Source organism: Flagellimonas sp. CMM7 (assembly GCF_021390195.1).
Classification (GTDB): Bacteria; Bacteroidota; Bacteroidia; order Flavobacteriales; family Flavobacteriaceae; genus Flagellimonas.
In genome coordinates this window covers 2,514,656-2,536,123 of record NZ_CP090003.1, presented here as the reverse complement: position 1 = coordinate 2,536,123, position 21,468 = coordinate 2,514,656, and the positions used below count along the sequence as shown (strand labels likewise).

The following is a 21,468-nucleotide window of genomic DNA, read 5'->3' as shown; positions in this document are numbered from 1 at the left end:
GGAAAATTTAATCACTAAGGCTTAGTAAGCCCACATATCCTGTTCCCTGTCTCGGATAACCTCTTTAATCCTCTTGGACTCCAATAACTGGAACAGTGCATTATCAAAAACGTAATCGTCAATTTCACGGTCACCGTGAACATTGTCCTCTTTATAGATTACTGCATTAAAACGCCTTGCGTTCAACAGCATATCATAAGTTATGGGACGTGCAGAATTACGTTGATTGTAGACCTTGGCTTCGTGTAGAACTTGTCTTGCTGCTGGATACCATACCCAAAACAACTCAACTTTATTCTCACCTGGATCTACAGACTCATCATCTACAAAGTTTACATCTGGAGCTACTGGTGCAATACCCAATAGGCGGTATTTCAACTCTCCTTGACGCTTATCAAAATACCATATTCCTTTAATACGATACTCTTCAATATCAGCAGCAGTTAAATCTCTCTGGTTGATAAACTCAGCCGAAAGCTCTTCTCCTGCATTGATTTGCTCGTATCCAAGGTCCGTGGTATCCACTTTGCTCAATGTAGCGCTTAAATCCTCAAACTTTCGCTTTTCAGTAAAATAAGAGTCCGTATATACTTCAGTCAAGTTTCCATTTTTGATGTTTTTCATCAAAACATGGTACAAAGACCTTCTGTCCGCACCAATACCTATGGTATCGGTTGGGTAGTATAATGGAAAGTTAACACGCTCGTCTAGGTCAATTACCTCCCATATGGTTTTGGACCAAAGGATATCTCTATCATCTGTATATCCATATTCCAAAGGGGCATCATTGTCCTGCTCTATTTGAGCTTCAGTCTTTTTGCCGATTTCCTCAGGCAGCTTGGCATTCAAAATGTTTGCCTGTGCCATTATTGAAATGGGCATTAAGCTTAAAGCTCCAATTAAAAATGCATTTTTCCAATTCATGATTTTCTGTATACTTTTTAGTTTGTAAGCTCTACTACAACAGGAGAAACTTTCTTCAACTTGTAACTCTTGTTATTTGTAATGTAAGCTTTGATATCGAATATCTGAACAGCTTCACCTCTCTTGGCTCTTTTCAAAGCGGACTTAGCTCTTCCATTCAATTTGTTTCCGTTTACAACTATGGTAGGCTGACCTGGTACTTTGAATTTAAATCCGCTCACAGCAAGGTTCAAATCAAAATCAAAATCTTCCAACATAGCTCCAACAGTAGATATTTCTAGGTTTTTTCTAGGCATTTTAGCACTTCCAGCTTCTCCACGAACGGTACCTCCTGGTCTTGGAATATCCTTGATACGGAAAGTAGCAGGCGTACTAATTCTTTGGCCATCAGGCAAAATACCAGAAGCACTAATGGTAACTTCTCTACCTTTACCTGGGTTCATAACATACTTGCTTCCACTTCTCTTGGAAAGTCCAGGAGCAGAAGCAGAAACTTTGTTATCTGGAATACCAGGAATAGATATGGTCATAGGGTTAGCAACCCCACGGTATACCACATTCATTTTATCAGCAGCAATTACAGCAGCATTAGGTTTAGAAATTGTAGCAAAAGAATTTTTAACCTCTACAGGAATTTCCTCTCCATCTTGCATAAAGAACATTGTTCCAACAATGTCATGGTCACCCGGGTTACCGGCACCAATCAACATTTGAACACCACCAGCTTCTAGCTTATAGTCTTTTCCTTCAGTCAGTTTTCTACCGTCCAAAGTCAACTCAGCCTTTACAGGTGTAGATGTTTTATCTGTCTTACTGATGATAATTTTACCATCATACTTATCTCCGTTATAGAAAGCCGATTTAGAAGCCAATAAAGAAGTCGCAAAGTTTGTCAATGAAACTTGATTTGTAAGTTCACCTTCCAACATTGATTTCAAAGCATCTTCTTCAGTTGCCTTAACATCTGCTTGTAACGCTGTTAACTTAGCCAAAGAAGCTACTAATGGATAACCTTCATAATGATAGTTGATCCAATCTTGCTTAGTACCATCTCTTTTCTCTACTTTACCATTCTTGTCTCCAGTTTGAAAACGAGTGTTCACAGCTTCTTTTAGAGCTGCAGGTGCAATAGCAGCAACTTGCGTCTTATAATCGGTAATTCTTTTCATGAATTCCTTACCGTCTTTAGACAAGTTATCACCCTGGAAAAGTTTCTGATCTAAATAATCAGAGTTGTCCATTCTTGCGTAATCCTTAGGATCTTCAAGTTTTTCGGTCATACCTTTCTTAAGGGTCTCCAAGTAATCAAAATACTCTTGCGATAAGCTTTTTATCTTTTGGGCATTTTGATATAATTCGCCATATTTCTCAGCATCTTCAGACGCTTTTGTTTCAAGACTTGCTAAAAAGTTATCATTACTTTCTGCAGTCTTTTCATTGGAAGTCTGAAGCTTTTCGTTCATTATACCGAACGCTGCAAGAACTTCCTTGCTCATATTTAAGGCCAACATCGCGATGAAGATCAAATACATAAGGTTGATCATCTTCTGACGTGGTGTTTGTTTTCCTCCTGCCATGTTTTTCTAATTAGAATTAATAATTAATTTGATTTGGGTTTGGTATATCAATCAAATCCCTAATTAGTTTTTGGCCATAGCGGTTAACATACCACCATATACTCCATTTAATGAAGAAAGGTTAGTTGCCAAAGATTCCATTTGATCTTTTAATGCACCGGCATTTTGTACTACTTCCTCATTAATAGAGGCCTGTCTGCTTGCGCTTTCCAATTGTACTTTGTACAAGCTGTTCAAAGATTCCATTTGAGCTGCAGCATGAGACAATTCTTCAGAATACTTTTTAGTATGCTGAATAGCATCTGTAGTTGGAGCAATACCTTTAGCTGCACCTTCAAAATTCTTGATGCTATCGCCCAAACTTGTGAAAAGCTCAGAATCAATATTAGCCTCTTTTAAAAGATCGTCAAGTTTTCTAGAAAGAAGACCTTCAGCTTCTTGAGCTTGCTTAGCGTCATTCTTGTTTCCTTTAGCCTGACCGTTGTTCAATTCGGGATACACCAAAGACCAATCGTATTCATCGTCTACTGGTTCAAATGCACTAATAGCAAAAATTAATGCTTCAGTAATAAGTCCTACTGCAAGAAGTAATCCACCGGTCAGTGGTCCAAATTCCCAGTGAAGGATTTTAAATAATGCACCAATAATTACTACCGATGCTCCAAGCCCGTAGGCCATGTTAAACAGCTTTTTTGTTGATTTTGACTGTGCCATAATTCTAGTTTTAATTAAGTTATATAAATAAGTATTTGGTTACTGGTTTATATAATGTTCTCTCGTTTAATTTATTGTATTTAGTTTGGAAGCCCTTGCCCCTTTGTAGAATCCTCTTCGCCCATATAATCTTGGACAGTTCGGAAACCTATGTAACTTCTTGCTGAATCTTGGTATTCATAGTCTCTAGTACTTACTTGTAAGAAGTAAGCAACGTCTTTCCAAGATCCACCGCGGATTACTTTTCTCTTATTCTGTCCTGAACCAATATTTGGGTTCATCGTAGACAGATATTCATAGGCGCCTTGATCAAAACTGGAGCTAGTCCACTCAGATACGTTACCCGCCATATTGTAAAGATTGTATTCATTTGGCTCATAAGACTTTGCTTCTACAGTGTACAATGCGGCATCTGCAGCATAATCTCCACGTTGAGGCTTAAAGTTTGCCATAAAACAACCTGTATCACTTATAACATAAGGTCCACCCCAAGGGTAAGTCCCTCCTTCAATACCTCCTCTAGCGGCATATTCCCATTCGGCTTCGGTAGGCAATCTAAATTGATTTACAAATTGTCTTCCACGACTTTTCTGGTCATCGTTTTTGAATTTTGTTCTCCAGGAACAAAACGCTTTTGCTTGTTGCCAGTTTACCCCAACAACAGGATAATCGCTGTAAGCATCATGCCAAAAATAGTCATTGTGCATAGGTTCATTATAGGAATATTCAAAATCACGAATCCAAACTGTAGTATCTGGATAAATTTCCAATTCCTCTTGTTTGATGAAATCTTTTCTTCTACCACTTTTAGCACGGGCAGCAGCTTCAATATCCATCCAATTGTACTTATATTTTAATTGGGTTACATCAATGGTTCTTAGTCCATTATAGCTTTCCTCTTCTGGAATGTACAATGAATCCATTACCTCAGCATAATATTCATCTGGGTATTCTGATGTGTCCCATACCAAATCAACATCGGTATTTAATGCTCTTCCTTCATAACCGGTTTCACCTAAACCGGCATAGTTATCGAGCATATATTTGTCATAAACTGAAATTCTGGTCGTGTCAGTATCTTTAAAAGCATACTCTCCAATACCTTCATCTTCTGGGCTAATGCCCAGTTCATCGGCAAGAATGGCCAATTTGGTTCTGGTAATGGAATCTTTTACCCACTCCACAAACTGTCGGTACTCACTATTAGTGATTTCCGTATCGTCCATGTAAAAAGAACGTACGGTAACTGTTCTGGTGGGAGCGTTCAATACTTTCGCCTGATCCTCTTCAGCTTTACCCATTACAAAGGAGCCGCGGGGAATCAGTTCCATTCCGTAGGGTTTCTCTGGATACCACTTTTTTCCTTGGGCTCCAACGAGTTCACCTTTTGACTTTGATTTTGAACCGCAACTGCTAAGTAAAAAAACAAGTGCTAGAGATGAAAAGAATAGCTTTCTCATACTTTAGGTTAAATTTTCGATTTAAGATTATAAACTGTATAACACAAATTCATTATTCTCAAAACTGTTTTTTGAATAAATTATTGTGTAAAAACAATTAATGCTTAAAATTTAATTTGTTTAGTTAAAGCCCTTTCTATAGGCCTTGAACCACCTTTCCGGAATCTTCTGGTTGCAAGCATCCAGATAGTCTTCCTCGGTGCAAGGTAATAACGCCGCCGAATTTGTTTTAGTATGTTCGGGTAAAATTGATGGAACCTCTACCCACCAACGTTCTGTTACATGGCTCTTGTAGAATACCAGTTCTTCTGTATCTGTAGGAACTGTGAACTTTGTAAAATCTTCACTTTTGGAACTTGGGAATTCTTTTATTCTAAAACTAATACCCTCTATGAAGTACCAAATAATTTGAGCTATCATTTGAAATGCCTGTGGAGAATTCTCTCCTTCATAGATACCAAACAATGATACTTTATCACTAATACCGGCATATCTTGCAATGGCACAAATCTCCCTACCGGTAAAACCATTGGGGGAAAAGTTTTTAAAAGAACCCATTTCGCTAGCGCGAATTGCACGTAAATCCAAACTTACAATATGAGAACTTCTCAATACCGGTTCTGCCAATTCCAGATTAGCAGCTATTTCTCCCAACCGATAAGCATCGAAGAAAAGGCGCTCCATTAAATCAATCTCTTCCTGAGCATTAAAATAACTTTGGTAACCTATATTGGAAAAGTTAAATAGGTTATTGGGTTTGTCCGTGATAATTTTACTCATATAGGAATGAGAAGAAATGAGTTCTTCATCTTCACCAAAATCAAAACGGCTATCTATGGATACCAAATTGACCATATCCCTTATATTATCAAAAGCTCTGTACGTGGGAAATGTAATGTCTTGGGTTGCACCTATTACAATAGGTATAATATTTTCTTCCAACAGGCCCGCTACAATTTCTTTGACCACAAAATAGGTGTCCTCTACCGTATTCCCTTCCTCTATATCTCCAATATCCAGTATGGTGGAATTCCAATTACCGGCCATTAGGCGGTACAACTGAATACGTATTTCATCAATATTCAATCGCTCTGGTTTCTTTTCAAATCCATTTCTGGATTCTAGAACCCCAAAAATAGCTACGGTTGCATTTGCGAAAACAGGTAATCCTTTTTTCTCGGTATGCTTGAAGATGTTTTTACCCAATGCCTGTGGAGGCAATAACTCTGAGAATGCTAGGACCCTATCCTTAATAGGGACCAAAAAATCGAATGCCATACTACTTCTTAGCCTTTGCTTTGGTTTTTTTCTTAGGTGCTTTCTTTTCTAACAAGGCTTGTGCTTCTTCTAAAGAAATTTTAGTTGCATCTACATCTTTAGACAACTCAACCTTAATTTTTCCCTTTATAATATTATGCCTTCCCCATCTTGCTTTTTCAATTCGAATTTTCTCTTCTGGCCATTCTTGAATCAGCTTTTCAATCTCCTTTATTTTCTTTGCTTCAATGAGTTCAATGATATCAGCTTGAGAAAGATTATCAAAATCGTATTTCTTGTTTACGTTGATAAACATACCATCCCATTTTATGAATGGTCCAAACCTACCTTTACCTTTGGTAACCTCTTTATCCTCGTAATGAGCAATGGGAGCGTCCGCTTTCTCTTTTTCTTTTATCAATTCTATGGCACGTTCCATATCTACATCAAAAGCACTTTCTCCTTGTGCCAAGGATATAAATTTTTTGCCAAACCTAACATAAGGACCAAATCTTCCTACGCTGGCCTCAACTTCTTCACCTGCATATGTTCCTAACTTTCTTGGCAATTGAAAAAGCTCCATGGCCTCATCAAATGTTATTGATGTAATAGATTGTTCAGGCAACAAACTTGCAAAGAGCGGTTTTTCTTCTTCATCTACTGTCCCTATCTGCACCATTGGGCCAAAACGTCCTAGTCTTGCAGCCACCTGTCTTCCAGATTTTGGATCAGTACCTAGTATACGTTCTCCACTTGCTCGTTCTGCATTTTCTTCAACATCTAAAACTTTGGGATGAAAATCTTTATAAAAATCTTTCATCATCTTTTGCCAATCTTCATCTCCAGAGGCAATTTCATCAAAATTCTCTTCAACCTTGGCTGTAAAATTGTAATCAAGAATGGTTGTGAAATTACTGACCAAAAAGTCATTCACAATCATTCCAATATCTGTGGGAACCAACTTCCCTTTGTCAGAACCTACCATTTCCGATAAATTCTTTTCAGCAAATTGACCAGATTCCAAAACTAACTGCACATAATTTCTTTCTGTTCCATCTACCGTTCCCTTCTCTGCATAACCCCTGTTCTGTATGGTAGAAATTGTAGGGGCATATGTTGATGGTCTTCCTATACCAAGTTCCTCCAACTTTTTGACCAAGGAAGCTTCTGTATAACGGTATGGTGGTCTTGAAAAACGTTCCGTAGCTGTAATAAAATTATTTTGCAAGGCTTCACCAACGCTCATTGCCGGCAACATTCCTTCTTGTTCTTCTGCTTTATCCTCTTCATCCGTACCTTCCAAATACACCTTAAGGAAACCATCAAACTTTACCACTTCTCCATTTGCAGTAAATTCTTCCGAATGAGAACTTGCTTTTATTTTCACATTAGTTCGTTCCAACTCTGCATCGCTCATCTGTGAAGCCAAGGTACGTTTCCATATAAGTTCATAAAGTTTTGCTTGATCACGTTCTATTTGCGGAGATTGTAATTTCATATCAGTAGGACGGACAGCTTCGTGTGCTTCTTGAGCACCTTTGGATTTCCCTGTAAAGCTTCTCACCTTGCTATAAGACTCCCCATAGTTTTGAATGATTGCATCTTTGGCCGCATTCAATGCTTCTTTGGAAAGGTTAACACTGTCTGTTCTCATATATGTAATAAGGCCGGCCTCATACAAGCGTTGTGCAACCTGCATAGTTCTACCAACCGAAAAATATAGTTTTCTGGAAGCTTCTTGTTGCAAGGTTGATGTCGTAAAAGGTGCTGCAGGGGATTTTTTTGCTGGTTTTTTATCGAGATTGGCAACTGAAAAATCCGAACCAATGTTCTGCTTTAAAAATGCTTCTGCTGCTTCTTTCGTGGCAAAAGTCTTATGCAGTTTAGCGGCAAAAACATTTCCATTGGATGTTTTAAATTCTGCTTTTATTCTGAAGGACGCTTCTGGTTTAAAAGCCTCAATTTCCCTTTCCCTTTCTACTATTAATCTTACCGCTACAGATTGTACTCTACCTGCAGAAAGACCTGGTTTTATTTTTTTCCAAAGTACGGGTGATAACTCATACCCCACCAATCTATCTAAAACTCTTCTTGCCTGTTGCGCATTTACTAAATTGTAGTTGATTTCTCTTGGGTTTTCAATGGCTTTTTGGATTGCAGATTTAGTAATGGAATTGAAAACAATACGTTTAGTTCTACTTTTCTCTAAGCCCAACTCTTCCGCCAAATGCCAAGAAATAGCCTCTCCTTCTCGGTCCTCATCACTGGCCAACCATATAGTATCTGCTTTTTTGGCCAAATCTTTTAATTTTTTGACCAAGGCTTTCTTCTCCTTATCTACAGTATATTTTGGCTTAAAATCGTTTTCTACATCTACACCAAGCTCTTTGGATGGGAGATCCGCTATATGACCAAAACTTGATTCTACTTGGTAATCTTTTCCTAAAAAACGTTCTATGGTTTTTGCTTTTGCTGGGGACTCAACAATAACTAAATTCTTTGGCATGCAATTAGTTTTGGGTAACAAAAGTATATGAATTTTTCGATTTTAGATTTTTTGAAAAATACATTTAAAAAAAATATCCTGTTAAAAACAGGATATTTCATATAAACTTCACACTTGATTTGTCTAAGAAAATTACAAGGTTTATCAATATCGTATGATCTAAGTTAAAAGGTTTATTCTGATTGTGAGGTCTAGTCTTAGCACCTTTCTATAAATCCAATACTATGGCATTTAATTTCTTTCACATTCCAGACAATCCTCCATTGTTTCAAAAGGAACTACTCCATTACACCCTCCCCATGTAAACTCCTTACATTTTTGCTCTTCTTTGTCAAAATAGTATCTGGGAATTGCAGCTAGACATTCACCTGGATCTGGTCCTAGCCGACAGGCCGCCGGTATTTCATTGTCATCATCATTAGAACAGGAGCTTAGATGTATTGCCAGTAACACAATACAGAGAATACCTTTATATATATTGCCTCCCATGTTAATTGAGTCCTATTTGGCTTATGAGTTTTATTTCATCATCCAAATATTCATATTGGTACAAGACTTCGTCCCCAACCATTATTAAGTGACTTTCCAATGGAATAACATCAAACGTAACAATATCTTTAAAATGGTTTAATATTTTTATATCCTCAACGTCCGTCTTGTCATACACTTTTAGGCCTGAGCTTCCATCACAAACAAATAGCTTTTCATCTTTTATACCTAACCCATAAGGCTCATCCATAGGATAATCAACAGCCAACTTTGGGTCTTCTATATTGGAGATGTCAACAATGAACAAACCGCTTTCCAAAGCTCCACATTCATTCCCACCCCTAAGGGTTACATAAGCATAATCTCCATCTACCACAACTGGATCGCAGGCCGTACCGTGTTGAAATTCCGAAACAAATGTTGGCGTAGCTGGTGATGAAATATCATATATGTACATACCGCGCATACTTCCCAAGAACAGGTGATTACCTCTATTGAAGATGGTTTCAATATCGAACCCTGCGTAAACATCTTCTAAACTTTCCGGGTTCTCTAAATCAGAAATATTGAATATATTAATATTATGGCTGTCCACTGCATACAAATACTCATCTACTATTTTAAATCGCGCCAAAGAACCTCCTTGTCCAGTATCACCTCCATTGGCTGATTCGGCTACAGCAATATCATTGAAAAAATCGATTCTGGTTTGTTCAACTTCTTCAATCAACCTGCGCTCTGTAACCGTTTCCCATCCTATTAGGATTTCAGTTTCATAATTGTATTCCTCATATTCCACAATATCAGCTTCGAAAGGGAAGAAAACATTGTTGTAGAGAACACTTTCCAGTCTGTTGACCTGTTGTATATTGTTGATGTCCGATATATCCAAAACAACCAAATCCATCAAACTATCTGCGAACAAAAAATCATCCTTCACAGAAACATCTACATTCCCAGGAATTTTAATGAATGAAATCTTTTTCGGTTGCTGCGGATTACTGTTATCAATGACATGTACACCTTCATATTTATCATTAATAAAAATGTAATCCTGATAGGTATAAATTTTACCAGATTCGTCTATTGGGCGTGGTGCGATAATATCCACGCTATTGGCAAATTCTGCTTTACTCATGACCAATGCCCTGGCTACCTGATAATCTGCGTAACCGTCATTATCATCATTGCTATCACACGATACAAATACCAGTGTGATCAAGGATAGAATTAATAAGACTTTCTTTTTCATTATTGTTTAAGTTTTTTGGGTAGAATAACACCCTTTAGATAGTAAGTCTTAAACAAAGTTGCGCCAAGTTCTGTGAAAATTTAAGAATTGGGAGAAAACCCAATGCTATCCTTGTAGATAAAATACACCGGAATCTTACTCAACATTGCGGTAAAAAGAACACCTATAAAACATAACAGTACCCCAAGTTGAGCAAATAGCCCTGTCACCAATATCAAACCAAAAATGACTCCCCAATTTTTATTGCCCAATGCAAAACTTGCCTTTAAAATTTCCATTGCGGTTAACTCTTTGTCAAACGCAAAAAACGCAGGGAACAAAGACATGGGGACCATCAGATAAAACATTCCCAATCCACAGGTCAACATTCCCAACAAAGCCAATCCAATCATTAAAAGTGATAATAAAGCCGCTTTTTGTAGATGTTCCTTTTTGAGATAAAAAAAGTAATCATCAGAACCCAATTCATTCAAATCTTTCAACTTACAAATTCTCAAAAACGCAGCATTTAAGCATAGCGCAACCATCATGATTCCCACATAAATTATTGGCATCAACAAAAGCATAAGAATCACTGCGACTGGCGGCATTTCTTCATTATTAAAAGACTCTGGATCCGCAATACCAAAGGCAATCATGGGGGCATAAAGCAAAATGTAAAACGGAACAATGGCCACAAAAGTTAAGAGGATGGTTATAAACCCTTGTAACCATACTTTTTTAAAAAGCTCGATTGAATTGTTAAAAACACTACCAAAATCTACAGATTTACTTTCGCTGATTTTTTGGGACAAGACACTCAAATTCATGATTGATTAAGTTGTTGTTTTGTTTTGAGCATACAATAACTAAAGAATTCATAAATATAGTATTAAATACTACTGCCAAATTGTCACTAAAGTGGAATAAGCATTATCTTTGCAGCCCATTCTAGGAGAAATGATCAAAAACGCAGGCATAGAAAAGATTATTGATGAAAGCCAACAAGGCAATTCCCTGACTTTGGAGAAAAATGAAAAGAACAGCAGAAAGCTTTATATAGAAAGTTACGGCTGTCACATGAATTTTTCCGATAGTGAAATTGTTGCTTCTATCTTAGCAAAAGAAGGGTTTAATACTACACAGAAACTAGAGGAAGCGGATTTGGTCTTGGTCAACACATGTTCCATTAGGGAGAAGGCTGAGTTGACCGTTAGAAAACGTTTAGAAAAGTTTAATGCAGTCAAGAGAATCAATCCCAGAATGAAAGTAGGGGTATTGGGCTGTATGGCAGAACGTTTAAAAAGTAAGTTTCTAGAAGAGGAAAAGATTGTGGATATGGTGGTAGGACCAGATGCCTACAAAGATTTGCCCAACCTTGTCCAAGAAATTGATGAGGGCAGAAACGCAGTAAATGTTATACTCTCTAAAGATGAAACCTATGGTGATATTGCTCCCGTTCGTTTAAATTCCAATGGGGTTACCGCTTTAGTTTCCATTACCCGTGGTTGCGATAATATGTGCACATTCTGCGTAGTACCGTTTACCCGCGGTCGTGAACGAAGCCGCGACCCACAATCCATTCTAGAAGAAGTTAATGATCTTTGGGAAAGAGGGTTTAAAGAAATTACCCTTTTAGGACAAAATGTAGACAGCTATCTCTGGTACGGCGGAGGAATGAAAAAAGATTTTGAAAAAGCTACGGAAATGCAAAAGGCCACTTCTGTAAATTTTGCCAACCTTTTAGAGCAGGTAGCAAAAGCACAGCCCAAAATGAGGATTCGTTTTTCCACTTCAAATCCGCAGGATATGACTTTGGATGTCATTGAATCAATGGCAAAATATGAGAACATCTGCAATTCTATCCATTTACCCGTTCAAAGTGGAAGTAACCGTGTTTTAAAAGCGATGAACCGCTTGCACACAAGAGAAGAGTATTTTGAGTTGATTGATAATATTCGAAAAATTATTCCCGACTGTGGTATAAGTCAAGACATGATTGCTGGTTTTCCTACAGAAACAGAAGAAGATCACCAAGACACTCTAAGTTTAATGGAATATGTGAAATATGATTTTGGTTTTATGTTCGCTTATTCCGAAAGACCGGGCACTTTAGCTGAAAGAAAACTGGATGATGATATTCCAGAACAGATAAAAAAGAGACGCCTGCAAGAAATCATCGAAATGCAAAGAAAACACAGTTTCTATAGAACGCAACAGCATGTAGGCAAAACTGAAGAAATTCTTATTGAGGGTGTTTCAAAAAAATCAGATGATCATTGGATGGGAAGGAATTCACAAAATACGGTTGTGGTCTTTCCAAAGGAAAATTATAAAGTGGGCGATTTTGTTCACGTAAAAATAAACGAATGTACCTCAGCCACACTTATTGGTGAAGCTGTTGAATATTCAAAGAATAATTAAAATATGGAAGGTGTTCAATCCATAAAACAACGTTTTGAGCTTATTGGCAACGATATAAAGTTAAATCGTGCTATTGAAAAAGCTATACAGGTGGCTCCCACGGATATTTCGGTTTTGGTAACCGGAGAAAGTGGTGTAGGTAAAGAGGCTGTTCCTAAAATCATACATTCATTATCACACCGTAAACATGCCAAATATATTGCGGTAAACTGTGGTGCAATTCCAGAAGGAACTATTGACAGTGAATTGTTTGGACATGAAAAAGGAGCATTTACCGGTGCTACCCAAACCCGAAGTGGGTATTTTGAAGTAGCCGATGGTGGAACAATTTTTTTAGATGAAGTTGGGGAATTACCATTAACAACCCAAGTGAGATTGCTTCGGGTATTGGAAAACGGTGAGTTCTTAAAAGTTGGTTCTTCACAAGTACAAAAAACCGATGTCAGGATTGTGGCGGCCACTAACATCAATATGTTTGAGGCTATTGAAAAAGAAAAGTTCAGGGAAGATCTATACTACAGATTAAGTACTGTAGAAATTAATATTCCTCCACTACGTGAACGTCAGGAAGATATTCATTTGTTGTTCAGGAAATTTGCTTCAGATTTTGGTCAGAAATACAAAATGCCAACGATTCGGTTGGAAGAGCAAGCAGTACAATTACTAATAAAGTACAGATGGCCTGGAAACATTAGGCAATTGCGAAACATTGCAGAGCAGGTTTCTGTTCTCGAAAAAAACAGGACCATTACTGCAGGAACGTTGAATGGCTATTTGCCCAACTCTAGCAATACCAATTTACCAGCAGTTATAGGCCAAACAAAGAAAGAAGGAGATTTTAGCAATGAACGGGAAATTCTTTACAAAGTCTTGTTTGATATGAAGGGAGATCTTAACGATCTTAAAAAACTTACTTTGGAGTTATTAAAAAACAATGATTCTGAAAAAGTACAGGAAGAAAATGAGACTTTGATCCGTAAAATTTATGGAAATAAGGATGAAGAAGCTCGGCCACAAGAAAACAATGTAGCGGAAGTTTTGCACTTGCCAGAACCAATTGTTGAAACAACCTCGACTGCTGCCCAACCACAAGAGGACCGTTATCATTTTGCCGAAGAGATCCAAGAGGAAGAAACTTTATCTTTACAGGAAAAGGAAATTGAACTGATCAAGAAGTCATTGGAGCGAAATCGCGGTAAGCGAAAAGCCGCTGCTTCAGAACTTGGGATTTCAGAACGAACATTATATAGAAAAATTAAGCAGTACGATTTATAGATTATGGGATTAAAGCATTTGAATATTTTGATAAAAAAAAGTAGTGTAACAATTGGACTCTTTGCTTTAGCACTTAGTTTTTATGGTTGTGGAGCCTATAATTTTTCCGGAGCCGATATCGGCACTGCTCAAAGCTTTCAAGTGAATTTCTTCCAAAATTATGCGGATCAGAGTCCAGGATCAACAATTGAACCTGGATTAGATCGGGATTTCACCTTGGCCCTCCAGGATTTAATCAATAATCTTACTAGTTTGTCCCTTACAGGTAGCAACGGAGATTTGCTGTACGAAGGAGAAATTGTGGAGTACAGAGTTACCCCCATGACAGCAACAGCAGATCAACTGACCGCACAGAACCGACTTACCATGAGTGTGAATGTCAGATTCTTCAACACAACAAAAGAGGATGCGGATTTTGAACGTCGCTTCTCGTTCTTTTTTGATTTTGATGCCGCCGCTGCTTTAAATTCAGTGCAAAGTGCAGCACACGAAGAAATTTTTGAACGTATTACTCAAGATATTTTTAATGCATCTTTAGGCAATTGGTAGTAAATATGAATGTATCGGATTTCATACAAATTCTTCAAAAATCTAATACCATCCTTTCCCCAAAACAAACACGGGCATTGGAAGATATTATTGAAGAATACCCGTATTTTCAGGCAGCCAGAGCACTGCATTTGAAAGGGCTTAAAAATCTGGACAGTTATAAATACAACAATGCACTAAAAGTCACGGCTGCCCACACTGCTGATAGAGATGTCCTTTTTGATTTTGTCACCTCCAAAGAGTTTATCCAAAACAATATTGCGGATACCATTGCAGGAAGAACAACTAAGCTTGAAGATAAAAAAGCAGTATCTGAAGAGATTGAACCCAACCCAGATACAGAAATCATACTAGGAGAATCTGAAGAAAGTGCACTGCCCCAGAACATTCAAGATGCAGAACAGATATTAAACCCTGCACTTTTTAAAAACAAAAAAACAAAACCTGAAGAATCTTCTATCAAGGAAGTAGAAGAACCTGTCTCTGAGACAAATTTGGAATTGGGAAAACCTATTCCTTTCACCAAAAAGGAGAAGCATTCTTTCAAAGAATGGCTACAGTTGGCTTCCAAAAATTCAGATGAAGAAACCATCAATTCAGTAAATGATGAGCTAGAAAAAAAGAAGAAATTCGACCTGCTGGACAAGTTTATTGAGAATAAACCAAAAATAACTCCAAATGAACATGTAAAGTCAAAAGTCAACATAAAGGAGTCCACAAAAATGGATAAAAATGAGTTGATGACCGAGACTTTGGCCAAAGTATATTTGGAACAAAAAAAGTATAAAAAAGCCATTCAAGCCTTTAAAATATTGAGTTTGAAATATCCAGAAAAAAATGGTTTCTTTGCAGACCAAATTCGGGCGGTGAAGAAGCTTCAGAAAGAAAACGAATAAGATAGAGACAATGAGTACGTTTGCGATTTTTTTAATATTGATTATTGTTGTTTGCCTTTTGTTGGTTTTGGTCATTATGGTTCAAAATCCAAAAGGGGGTGGGTTATCTTCCTCTTTTGGCGGCAGTGGCAACCAAGTTGTGGGTGGAGTAAAGAAAACAGGGGACTTTTTAGATAAAAGTACTTGGACCCTTGCTTCGTTGTTAATTGTACTGATTCTGCTCTCCAATGTTTCCCTTAAAGGAAGCTACAGCCAAGCAGATTCTAAGTTGTTACAAGGAGATGATATTGAGACTACAATTCCTGAAACGGTTCCAGAGGAAGTTCCGGAACAGGTTCCAGCAACTGACAATAGCAATCCAGCGGATACCATTAATTAAAATTAATGACAAAATAAATACAAAATGCCAGCTTCAATGACAAGCTGGCATTTTTGTTTTCTAAAAATGTCAGTTTTTTTGCAATGGCATAATTTCTGTCCAAAAGTTTCCAGAATTTTTAAAACAAATACCTAAAAAACAAAAATATGGCTAAAGTTAACATCAAACCATTGGCAGACAGAGTTCTTATAGAACCTGTTGAAGCTGAAACAAAAACGGCTTCTGGTATCATAATTCCAGATACTGCAAAAGAAAAACCACAAAAAGGAAAAGTAGTAGCTGTTGGCCCAGGAACTAAAGATGAAGCAATCACGGTTAAGGTAGGAGACACTGTTCTTTATGGCAAATATGCCGGTACAGAGTTAAAATTAGATGGCTCAGATTATTTGATGATGCGTGAAAGCGACATTTTAGCAATTGTTTAATTAAAACTAAAGAAAAATGGCAAAAGATATTAAGTTTGATATAGACGCACGTGATGGTTTAAAAAAAGGTGTAGACGCCTTGGCCAACGCGGTAAAAGTTACCTTAGGTCCTAAAGGAAGAAACGTTATCATCAGTAAATCATTTGGTGCTCCTCAAGTAACCAAAGATGGTGTTACCGTTGCAAAAGAAATTGAATTAGAGAACCCTCTTGAAAACATGGGTGCTCAAATGGTAAAAGAAGTTGCTTCTAAAACCAACGATTTAGCAGGTGATGGAACCACTACCGCAACCGTTCTTGCGCAGGCTATTGTAAAAGAAGGGCTTAAAAATGTTGCTGCAGGTGCCAACCCAATGGATTTGAAAAGAGGTATTGACAAGGCTGTAGAGTCTATCGTTGAAAACCTTTCAAAGCAATCCAAAAAAGTTGGAGATTCCTCAGAAAAAATTAAGCAAGTAGCCGCTATTTCCGCAAACAACGATGGAACAATCGGAGATTTGATTGCTCAAGCTTTTGGAAAAGTTGGAAAAGAAGGCGTTATCACTGTAGAAGAAGCAAAAGGAACGGATACTTACGTTGACGTTGTGGAAGGAATGCAGTTTGACAGAGGATACCTTTCTCCATATTTTGTTACCGATTCAGAGAAAATGATTGCCGATTTGGACAATCCATACATCCTTTTGTTCGATAAGAAAATCTCTTCAATGAAGGATTTGCTTCCTGTATTGGAGCCAGTGGCACAATCTGGAAAACCTTTATTGATTATTGCAGAAGATGTTGATGGTGAAGCATTGGCGACTTTAGTTGTAAACAAACTAAGAGGTTCTCTAAAAATTGCAGCAGTAAAAGCTCCAGGTTTTGGTGACAGAAGAAAAGCTATGCTAGAGGACATTGCTATTCTAACTAACGGAACTGTTATTTCTGAAGAAAGAGGTTTCTCTTTAGAAACTGCAACCATTGATATGTTGGGTACTACAGAAAGAGTAACTATTGACAAAGACAATACTACAATTGTCAATGGTGGTGGTGTTGCTAAAAACATCAAAACTCGTGTAAACCAAATCAAGGCTCAGATTGAGACTACTACCTCAGATTACGACAAGGAAAAACTGCAAGAGCGTTTAGCAAAATTGGCCGGTGGTGTTGCCGTACTATATGTTGGTGCTGCCTCTGAAGTAGAAATGAAGGAAAAGAAAGACCGTGTAGATGACGCATTGCATGCGACAAGAGCTGCAGTTGAAGAAGGTATTGTAGCAGGTGGTGGTGTTGCATTGGTAAGAGCAAAATCTGTTCTTTCTAAAGTAGATGCAATAAATGCTGATGAAGAAACCGGACTTCAAATTGTTGCTAGAGCTATTGAGTCTCCATTGCGCACCATTGTTGAAAACGCAGGTGGTGAAGGTTCTGTTGTTGTTGCTAAAGTTATGGAAGGTAAAGGGGATTTTGGTTTTGATGCCAAATCTGACAAGTATGTTGAAATGATGAAAGCAGGTATCATAGATCCTACTAAAGTAACTCGTGTTGCTTTGGAAAATGCAGCTTCTGTTGCTGGAATGATATTGACTACGGAATGTGCATTGACAGATATTAAAGAAGATGCTCCAGCTATGCCTCCAATGGGCGGCGGCGGTGGAATGCCTGGCATGATGTAATCCCTTTAGGGACTCAAATATTTTTTAAAAAAACCGCTCCAAATTTGGAGCGGTTTTTTTATTGAAGTAATTGGAAGTAGCACATCTCAATAGATTTTTTAGCTCTAAATCAGTCGTCTATACTTTCTCAAATGTTTTCTGACTAATAGTTTAGAGCAAAGGGAGTTAATTGATTAATTTTTGAATACAAAACACCTTTCTCATGAAATACATTAAACTCCTCACCGCCTTCCTTGTTGTATTCCTTGTTGTTTCTTTTGTAAATAGCAAAAAACAAAAAGAAGATTCAATTGTGGTAATGGGATATTATGTTCCGGAAAAAAACTATAGCCCGGATCAACTTCCCTTAGAGCAATTAACACATATCATATTTTCTTTCACCAATGTTATTGATGGTGAGATGAAGTTTAGGCATGCAGAAAATGGCAAAAAACTTCATGAACTGGTTGCCCATCGCGAAAAACACCCGCATTTAAAGGTAATGATAGCCTGCGGCGGATGGGGGGCGGATGGCTTTTCAGATATGGCCCATACCGCAGAGAATCGAAAGAAATTCGTGGAAAGTGTAGTAAATTTCAATAAAGAATATCAGCTTGATGGACTTGATGTTGATTGGGAGTATCCCGCTATACCAGCGGCAAATACAGGGGCAAGGCCGGAAGACAAGCAGAACTTCACCTTGTTGATGAAAGAATTGCGCGAAGCTCTAAATACCTTAGAAAGAGAACAGATACTAACGTTTGCATCCGCAGGATGGAAACGCTATTACAACAACATTGAGATTACGGAAGTCATGAAATATGCTGATTTTATGAATGTGATGACATATGATCAGGTAGGTGGAAGCTCACCTTTTACAGGGCATCATACCCCATTGGGATACATAAAAGAAGAAGACATTAAAGATACTCCTGCAGCTGAATTTATTGAGAATTATAGGAAATCACAGAAAGGCGGTAACGGTGATTATGGACCAAGATCAGCTCAAAAAATTATCAATTTTTGTATTGAAAATGGAGTCAAACCGGAACAGCTTGTTATAGGTTCGGCATTTTATGGCAGAGCATGGAAAGGAGTCCCGCCTGTGAACAATGGACTTTATCAATCAAATACGGGCGCCCATATTGGATGGAGCGGCTATAGTCAAATCAGGAAAGAATTTGAGGTCGATACAAACTACAAAAGATATTGGGATTCCATTGCAAAAGCACCCTACCTCTATAGCGAAAAGGATAGCATTTTTATAAGTTATGATGATACGGTCTCTGTTAGACTAAAAACAGAGTATGCATTAAAAAAGAAATTGGGAGGTATAATGTTCTGGCAACTTGGGAACGATACCAAAGAAAAAAGCAGCCTTCTGAAAGCGATGTATGATGCTTCCATAAAATAACAACCAGTAAATAAACCGCTTATCAGTTTACCAATGCAAAATAACATCTTTGTAGTTTTATTGAGCTTCACGCTACTTTTCAATTCATGTTCCACAGATGAGCTCACTTTAATCAAAAATGGAAGCTCAGCATATGAAATCGTCTTCATAGATAGTGCTACACAAAGTCAATATAGTTCGGCTGAAACCCTGCAGCAATACCTCAACCAGATAGGTAACGCTAAATTGGAGATTGTTGATGAAAGTTCACAGACCATTGGCAAGAAAAAGATTTACATTGGAAATATCAAAGAAGAGGATTTACAACCACACGAACTAAGAATCAAAACAGAAAACGAAAATATATTTATTTCAGGTGGTTCTGATAAAGCCTTAAAAAATGCAGTTTTTGAATTTTTGGGTAATTATTTAGGATGTAAATGGTATGCTCCCGGAGTTGAAGAAGTCCCGCTATCCAAGACTGTCTCTCTCAAACCTATTGATTACAGCTATATTCCAGAAATCACCACCAGAACCGTACATTCTAAACTATTTTATGAAAACCATGAATTTGCGGATCAACAGAAGGTTACCTATGAAGCCTTCCCAAAATATGTGCCTGAAGCCAAAGTACATACCTTTCATAGATTTGTGCCCGAAGAGGAATTCTACGAATCGCATCCAGAATACTATGCCTTAAGAGGCGAAAAAAGACTGCCTACCCAACTCTGTCTTACCAATGAAAAAGTACTTCAAATAGTCAAGGACTCTGTTGCTTCGCTTTTTAAAAGAAATCCAACAGCTTCAGTAATTTCAGTGAGTCAAGATGATAACCAACAGCACTGTCAATGCAATAACTGCAGTATAATCGATGAAAAAGAAGGAAGTCCTTCCGGGACAATGATTCATTTTGTAAATCAAGTCGCCAAATCTTTTCCAGATAAGACCATTTCTACCTTGGCTTATCAGTACACTCGCAAACCTCCAAAAACACATCCGGAACCAAATGTATTGATTACCCTATGCTCCATAGAATGCGACCGCAGTGCCCCTATCTCAGAAAAGTGCACAGATTTTGCAAGCGATCTTATTGGTTGGGGAAAACTGACCAATAACATTCGTATTTGGGACTATACCACACAGTTTACCAATTTCCTTTCCCCATTCCCTAATATCCATACTTTACAACCCAATATTCAATTGTTTAGGGGCAATAATGCCAAGTGGGTTTTTGAGCAACATAGCCATAATCCTAGTGAACTTTTTGAACTGCGCTCATATGTAACTGCTAGATTGCTCTGGAACCCTGATTTGGATATGGATGAACTATTGAAAGAATTCACCACAGGATATTATCAGGAAGCCGGTCCATTTGTAAAGAAATATATTGATTTAATACATACTAAAATTCAAGAGGACAATGATTTTCTCCTCTTCTTGTACGGTGATCCATCAGAAGCATTTTCATCTTATTTAAACCCAGAATTGCTTAGCGAATATGCACAATTGTTTGATGAAGCAGAAAAAGCGGTGGCTCACAGACCCGAAGTAATGGAAAGAGTTAAAATGGCGCGCCTGGGCATTGATTATGCAATTTTAGAAGCTTGCAGAAAAAACATAACTACAGAATATAGTTTATTGGTAAATAATCAAGAATCCAAAAAAACAATCAACCCCATGGTTGCTTCCCTACTGGATAACTTTATAAATACTGCCAGAAAAAACAATATCACCTTGATGAACGAAATGGGTTTTACTGTGAACGAATATGCTTCTAATTATATGTCGGCCCTAAAAATCGCACAAAAACCAAATAAGGCTAAAGGCAAAAAAGTTGTTACGTTGACAAAGCCCAAGAAATATGCCAATGAAGATCCTTTAATATTAACAGATGGCGCATTGGGCGGCAGTAGTTTCTATGCAAATTGGCTCGGGTACGAAGGCAATGATATGGAAGTGATTATTGATTTGGGAGAATCTCAAAACATAAGCACTATATCACTAGCTTTTTTGCAGGTAACCAATCATGTGGTCTTTCTTCCTTCTTCAGTAAGCTATTCTGCATCTATTGATAATAGAAATTTTACATCATTGGGCAACATAAAGAATCCTGTTCCCTTGCAAAAAACAAGCAAGGTAAATGATATCAAACGTTTTGATTTGGCCTTTGAGCCCAGAGAGGTTAGATATCTAAAAGTACATGCAAAAAATACTGAGACACCCTATTGGCATCATGCCGCTGGGCTTCCATCCTGGGTTTTTGCAGATGAAATCATCATAAATTAATTTGAACGCACTAGTAAATCAAAAAAAGAAAGATTGTGAAAACAGGAAGAAAA

At 37.7% G+C, this 21,468-nt stretch carries 18 protein-coding genes; 9 read left to right on the top strand and 9 right to left on the bottom strand.

Features of this window, described 5'->3' with window-relative positions; genetic code table 11:
- Window positions 1–21: 21 nt before the first annotated feature.
- From gldN to LV704_RS11510, 9 genes are all read right to left on the bottom strand, one after another.
- Window positions 22–924 (bottom strand): gliding motility protein GldN, encoded by a 903-nt coding sequence (gene gldN, locus LV704_RS11550; protein WP_163419959.1) that lies wholly within the window; start codon window positions 922–924, stop codon window positions 22–24.
- 17 nt (window positions 925–941) lie between these two features.
- Window positions 942–2,501, bottom strand: coding sequence for a gliding motility protein GldM (gene gldM / locus LV704_RS11545; protein WP_163419961.1), 1,560 nt, complete (start codon window positions 2,499–2,501; stop codon window positions 942–944).
- Between the two features lie 63 nt (window positions 2,502–2,564).
- Window positions 2,565–3,215 (bottom strand): gliding motility protein GldL, encoded by a 651-nt coding sequence (gldL, locus tag LV704_RS11540; protein ID WP_163419963.1) that lies wholly within the window; start codon window positions 3,213–3,215, stop codon window positions 2,565–2,567.
- Window positions 3,216–3,295: 80 nt separating this feature from the next.
- A complete protein-coding gene (gene gldK, locus LV704_RS11535) occupies window positions 3,296–4,675 on the bottom strand; it encodes a gliding motility lipoprotein GldK (protein ID WP_163419965.1) in 1,380 nt (459 codons plus the stop codon).
- A gap of 120 nt (window positions 4,676–4,795) precedes the next feature.
- On the bottom strand, window positions 4,796–5,953 hold the full coding sequence (locus LV704_RS11530) for a formimidoylglutamase (RefSeq protein WP_163419967.1): 1,158 nt from the start codon (window positions 5,951–5,953) through the stop codon (window positions 4,796–4,798).
- A 1-nt stretch (window position 5,954) separates the two neighbouring features.
- The gene (gene topA, locus LV704_RS11525; RefSeq protein ID WP_163419969.1) at window positions 5,955–8,438 is read right to left on the bottom strand and encodes a type I DNA topoisomerase; all 2,484 of its coding nucleotides are present in this window, start codon (window positions 8,436–8,438) and stop codon (window positions 5,955–5,957) included.
- Between the two features lie 231 nt (window positions 8,439–8,669).
- Window positions 8,670–8,927 (bottom strand): BPTI/Kunitz domain-containing protein, encoded by a 258-nt coding sequence (locus LV704_RS11520; RefSeq protein ID WP_163419971.1) that lies wholly within the window; start codon window positions 8,925–8,927, stop codon window positions 8,670–8,672.
- A gap of 1 nt (window position 8,928) precedes the next feature.
- On the bottom strand, window positions 8,929–10,179 hold the full coding sequence (locus LV704_RS11515; RefSeq protein WP_163419973.1) for an LVIVD repeat-containing protein: 1,251 nt from the start codon (window positions 10,177–10,179) through the stop codon (window positions 8,929–8,931).
- A gap of 80 nt (window positions 10,180–10,259) precedes the next feature.
- The gene (locus tag LV704_RS11510; protein WP_163419975.1) at window positions 10,260–10,988 is read right to left on the bottom strand and encodes a hypothetical protein; all 729 of its coding nucleotides are present in this window, start codon (window positions 10,986–10,988) and stop codon (window positions 10,260–10,262) included.
- A 130-nt stretch (window positions 10,989–11,118) separates the two neighbouring features.
- On the opposite strand from LV704_RS11510, the gene miaB reads away from it, so the two are divergent.
- The 9 genes from miaB (at window position 11,119) to LV704_RS11465 (ending at window position 21,415) form a co-directional block, all read left to right on the top strand.
- Window positions 11,119–12,582, top strand: a complete 1,464-nt coding sequence (miaB, locus tag LV704_RS11505) for a tRNA (N6-isopentenyl adenosine(37)-C2)-methylthiotransferase MiaB (protein ID WP_233782028.1) — start codon at window positions 11,119–11,121, stop codon at window positions 12,580–12,582.
- Window positions 12,583–12,585: 3 nt separating this feature from the next.
- Complete coding sequence (locus tag LV704_RS11500; protein WP_163419977.1) at window positions 12,586–13,857, top strand: sigma-54-dependent Fis family transcriptional regulator; 1,272 nt, start codon at window positions 12,586–12,588, stop codon at window positions 13,855–13,857.
- Between the two features lie 3 nt (window positions 13,858–13,860).
- Window positions 13,861–14,406 (top strand): LptE family protein, encoded by a 546-nt coding sequence (locus LV704_RS11495; RefSeq protein WP_163419978.1) that lies wholly within the window; start codon window positions 13,861–13,863, stop codon window positions 14,404–14,406.
- Between the two features lie 5 nt (window positions 14,407–14,411).
- Complete coding sequence (locus tag LV704_RS11490; protein ID WP_163419980.1) at window positions 14,412–15,302, top strand: hypothetical protein; 891 nt, start codon at window positions 14,412–14,414, stop codon at window positions 15,300–15,302.
- Window positions 15,303–15,312: 10 nt separating this feature from the next.
- Window positions 15,313–15,681, top strand: a complete 369-nt coding sequence (gene secG / locus LV704_RS11485; protein WP_163419982.1) for a preprotein translocase subunit SecG — start codon at window positions 15,313–15,315, stop codon at window positions 15,679–15,681.
- A 146-nt stretch (window positions 15,682–15,827) separates the two neighbouring features.
- Complete coding sequence (groES, locus tag LV704_RS11480) at window positions 15,828–16,106, top strand: co-chaperone GroES (RefSeq protein ID WP_055396737.1); 279 nt, start codon at window positions 15,828–15,830, stop codon at window positions 16,104–16,106.
- A 16-nt stretch (window positions 16,107–16,122) separates the two neighbouring features.
- The gene (groL, locus tag LV704_RS11475) at window positions 16,123–17,757 is read left to right on the top strand and encodes a chaperonin GroEL (RefSeq protein WP_163419984.1); all 1,635 of its coding nucleotides are present in this window, start codon (window positions 16,123–16,125) and stop codon (window positions 17,755–17,757) included.
- 202 nt (window positions 17,758–17,959) lie between these two features.
- The gene (locus LV704_RS11470; RefSeq protein ID WP_163419986.1) at window positions 17,960–19,150 is read left to right on the top strand and encodes a glycoside hydrolase family 18 protein; all 1,191 of its coding nucleotides are present in this window, start codon (window positions 17,960–17,962) and stop codon (window positions 19,148–19,150) included.
- A 33-nt stretch (window positions 19,151–19,183) separates the two neighbouring features.
- Window positions 19,184–21,415 carry a DUF4838 domain-containing protein gene (locus LV704_RS11465; RefSeq protein ID WP_163419988.1) on the top strand — a complete coding sequence of 744 codons (2,232 nt, stop codon included), beginning with the start codon at window positions 19,184–19,186 and terminating at the stop codon, window positions 21,413–21,415.
- The last annotated feature ends 53 nt before the right edge of the window (window positions 21,416–21,468 follow it).

What these genes read in the sequence shown, in the direction of transcription:
- LV704_RS11500 (WP_163419977.1), top strand. Translation starts at nt 12,586, where the DNA reads ATGGAAGGTGTTCAATCCATAAAACAACGTTTTGAGCTTATTGGCAAC.
- gldL (WP_163419963.1), bottom strand. Translation starts at nt 3,215, where the DNA reads ATGGCACAGTCAAAATCAACAAAAAAGCTGTTTAACATGGCCTACGGG.
- LV704_RS11530 (WP_163419967.1), bottom strand. Translation starts at nt 5,953, where the DNA reads ATGGCATTCGATTTTTTGGTCCCTATTAAGGATAGGGTCCTAGCATTC.
- LV704_RS11490 (WP_163419980.1), top strand. Translation starts at nt 14,412, where the DNA reads ATGAATGTATCGGATTTCATACAAATTCTTCAAAAATCTAATACCATC.
- LV704_RS11465 (WP_163419988.1), top strand. Translation starts at nt 19,184, where the DNA reads ATGCAAAATAACATCTTTGTAGTTTTATTGAGCTTCACGCTACTTTTC.
- LV704_RS11495 (WP_163419978.1), top strand. Translation starts at nt 13,861, where the DNA reads ATGGGATTAAAGCATTTGAATATTTTGATAAAAAAAAGTAGTGTAACA.
- secG (WP_163419982.1), top strand. Translation starts at nt 15,313, where the DNA reads ATGAGTACGTTTGCGATTTTTTTAATATTGATTATTGTTGTTTGCCTT.
- LV704_RS11515 (WP_163419973.1), bottom strand. Translation starts at nt 10,179, where the DNA reads ATGAAAAAGAAAGTCTTATTAATTCTATCCTTGATCACACTGGTATTT.
- groES (WP_055396737.1), top strand. Translation starts at nt 15,828, where the DNA reads ATGGCTAAAGTTAACATCAAACCATTGGCAGACAGAGTTCTTATAGAA.
- LV704_RS11510 (WP_163419975.1), bottom strand. Translation starts at nt 10,988, where the DNA reads ATGAATTTGAGTGTCTTGTCCCAAAAAATCAGCGAAAGTAAATCTGTA.
- gldK (WP_163419965.1), bottom strand. Translation starts at nt 4,675, where the DNA reads ATGAGAAAGCTATTCTTTTCATCTCTAGCACTTGTTTTTTTACTTAGC.
- miaB (WP_233782028.1), top strand. Translation starts at nt 11,119, where the DNA reads ATGATCAAAAACGCAGGCATAGAAAAGATTATTGATGAAAGCCAACAA.
- gldM (WP_163419961.1), bottom strand. Translation starts at nt 2,501, where the DNA reads ATGGCAGGAGGAAAACAAACACCACGTCAGAAGATGATCAACCTTATG.
- groL (WP_163419984.1), top strand. Translation starts at nt 16,123, where the DNA reads ATGGCAAAAGATATTAAGTTTGATATAGACGCACGTGATGGTTTAAAA.
- gldN (WP_163419959.1), bottom strand. Translation starts at nt 924, where the DNA reads ATGAATTGGAAAAATGCATTTTTAATTGGAGCTTTAAGCTTAATGCCC.
- topA (WP_163419969.1), bottom strand. Translation starts at nt 8,438, where the DNA reads ATGCCAAAGAATTTAGTTATTGTTGAGTCCCCAGCAAAAGCAAAAACC.
- LV704_RS11470 (WP_163419986.1), top strand. Translation starts at nt 17,960, where the DNA reads ATGAAATACATTAAACTCCTCACCGCCTTCCTTGTTGTATTCCTTGTT.
- LV704_RS11520 (WP_163419971.1), bottom strand. Translation starts at nt 8,927, where the DNA reads ATGGGAGGCAATATATATAAAGGTATTCTCTGTATTGTGTTACTGGCA.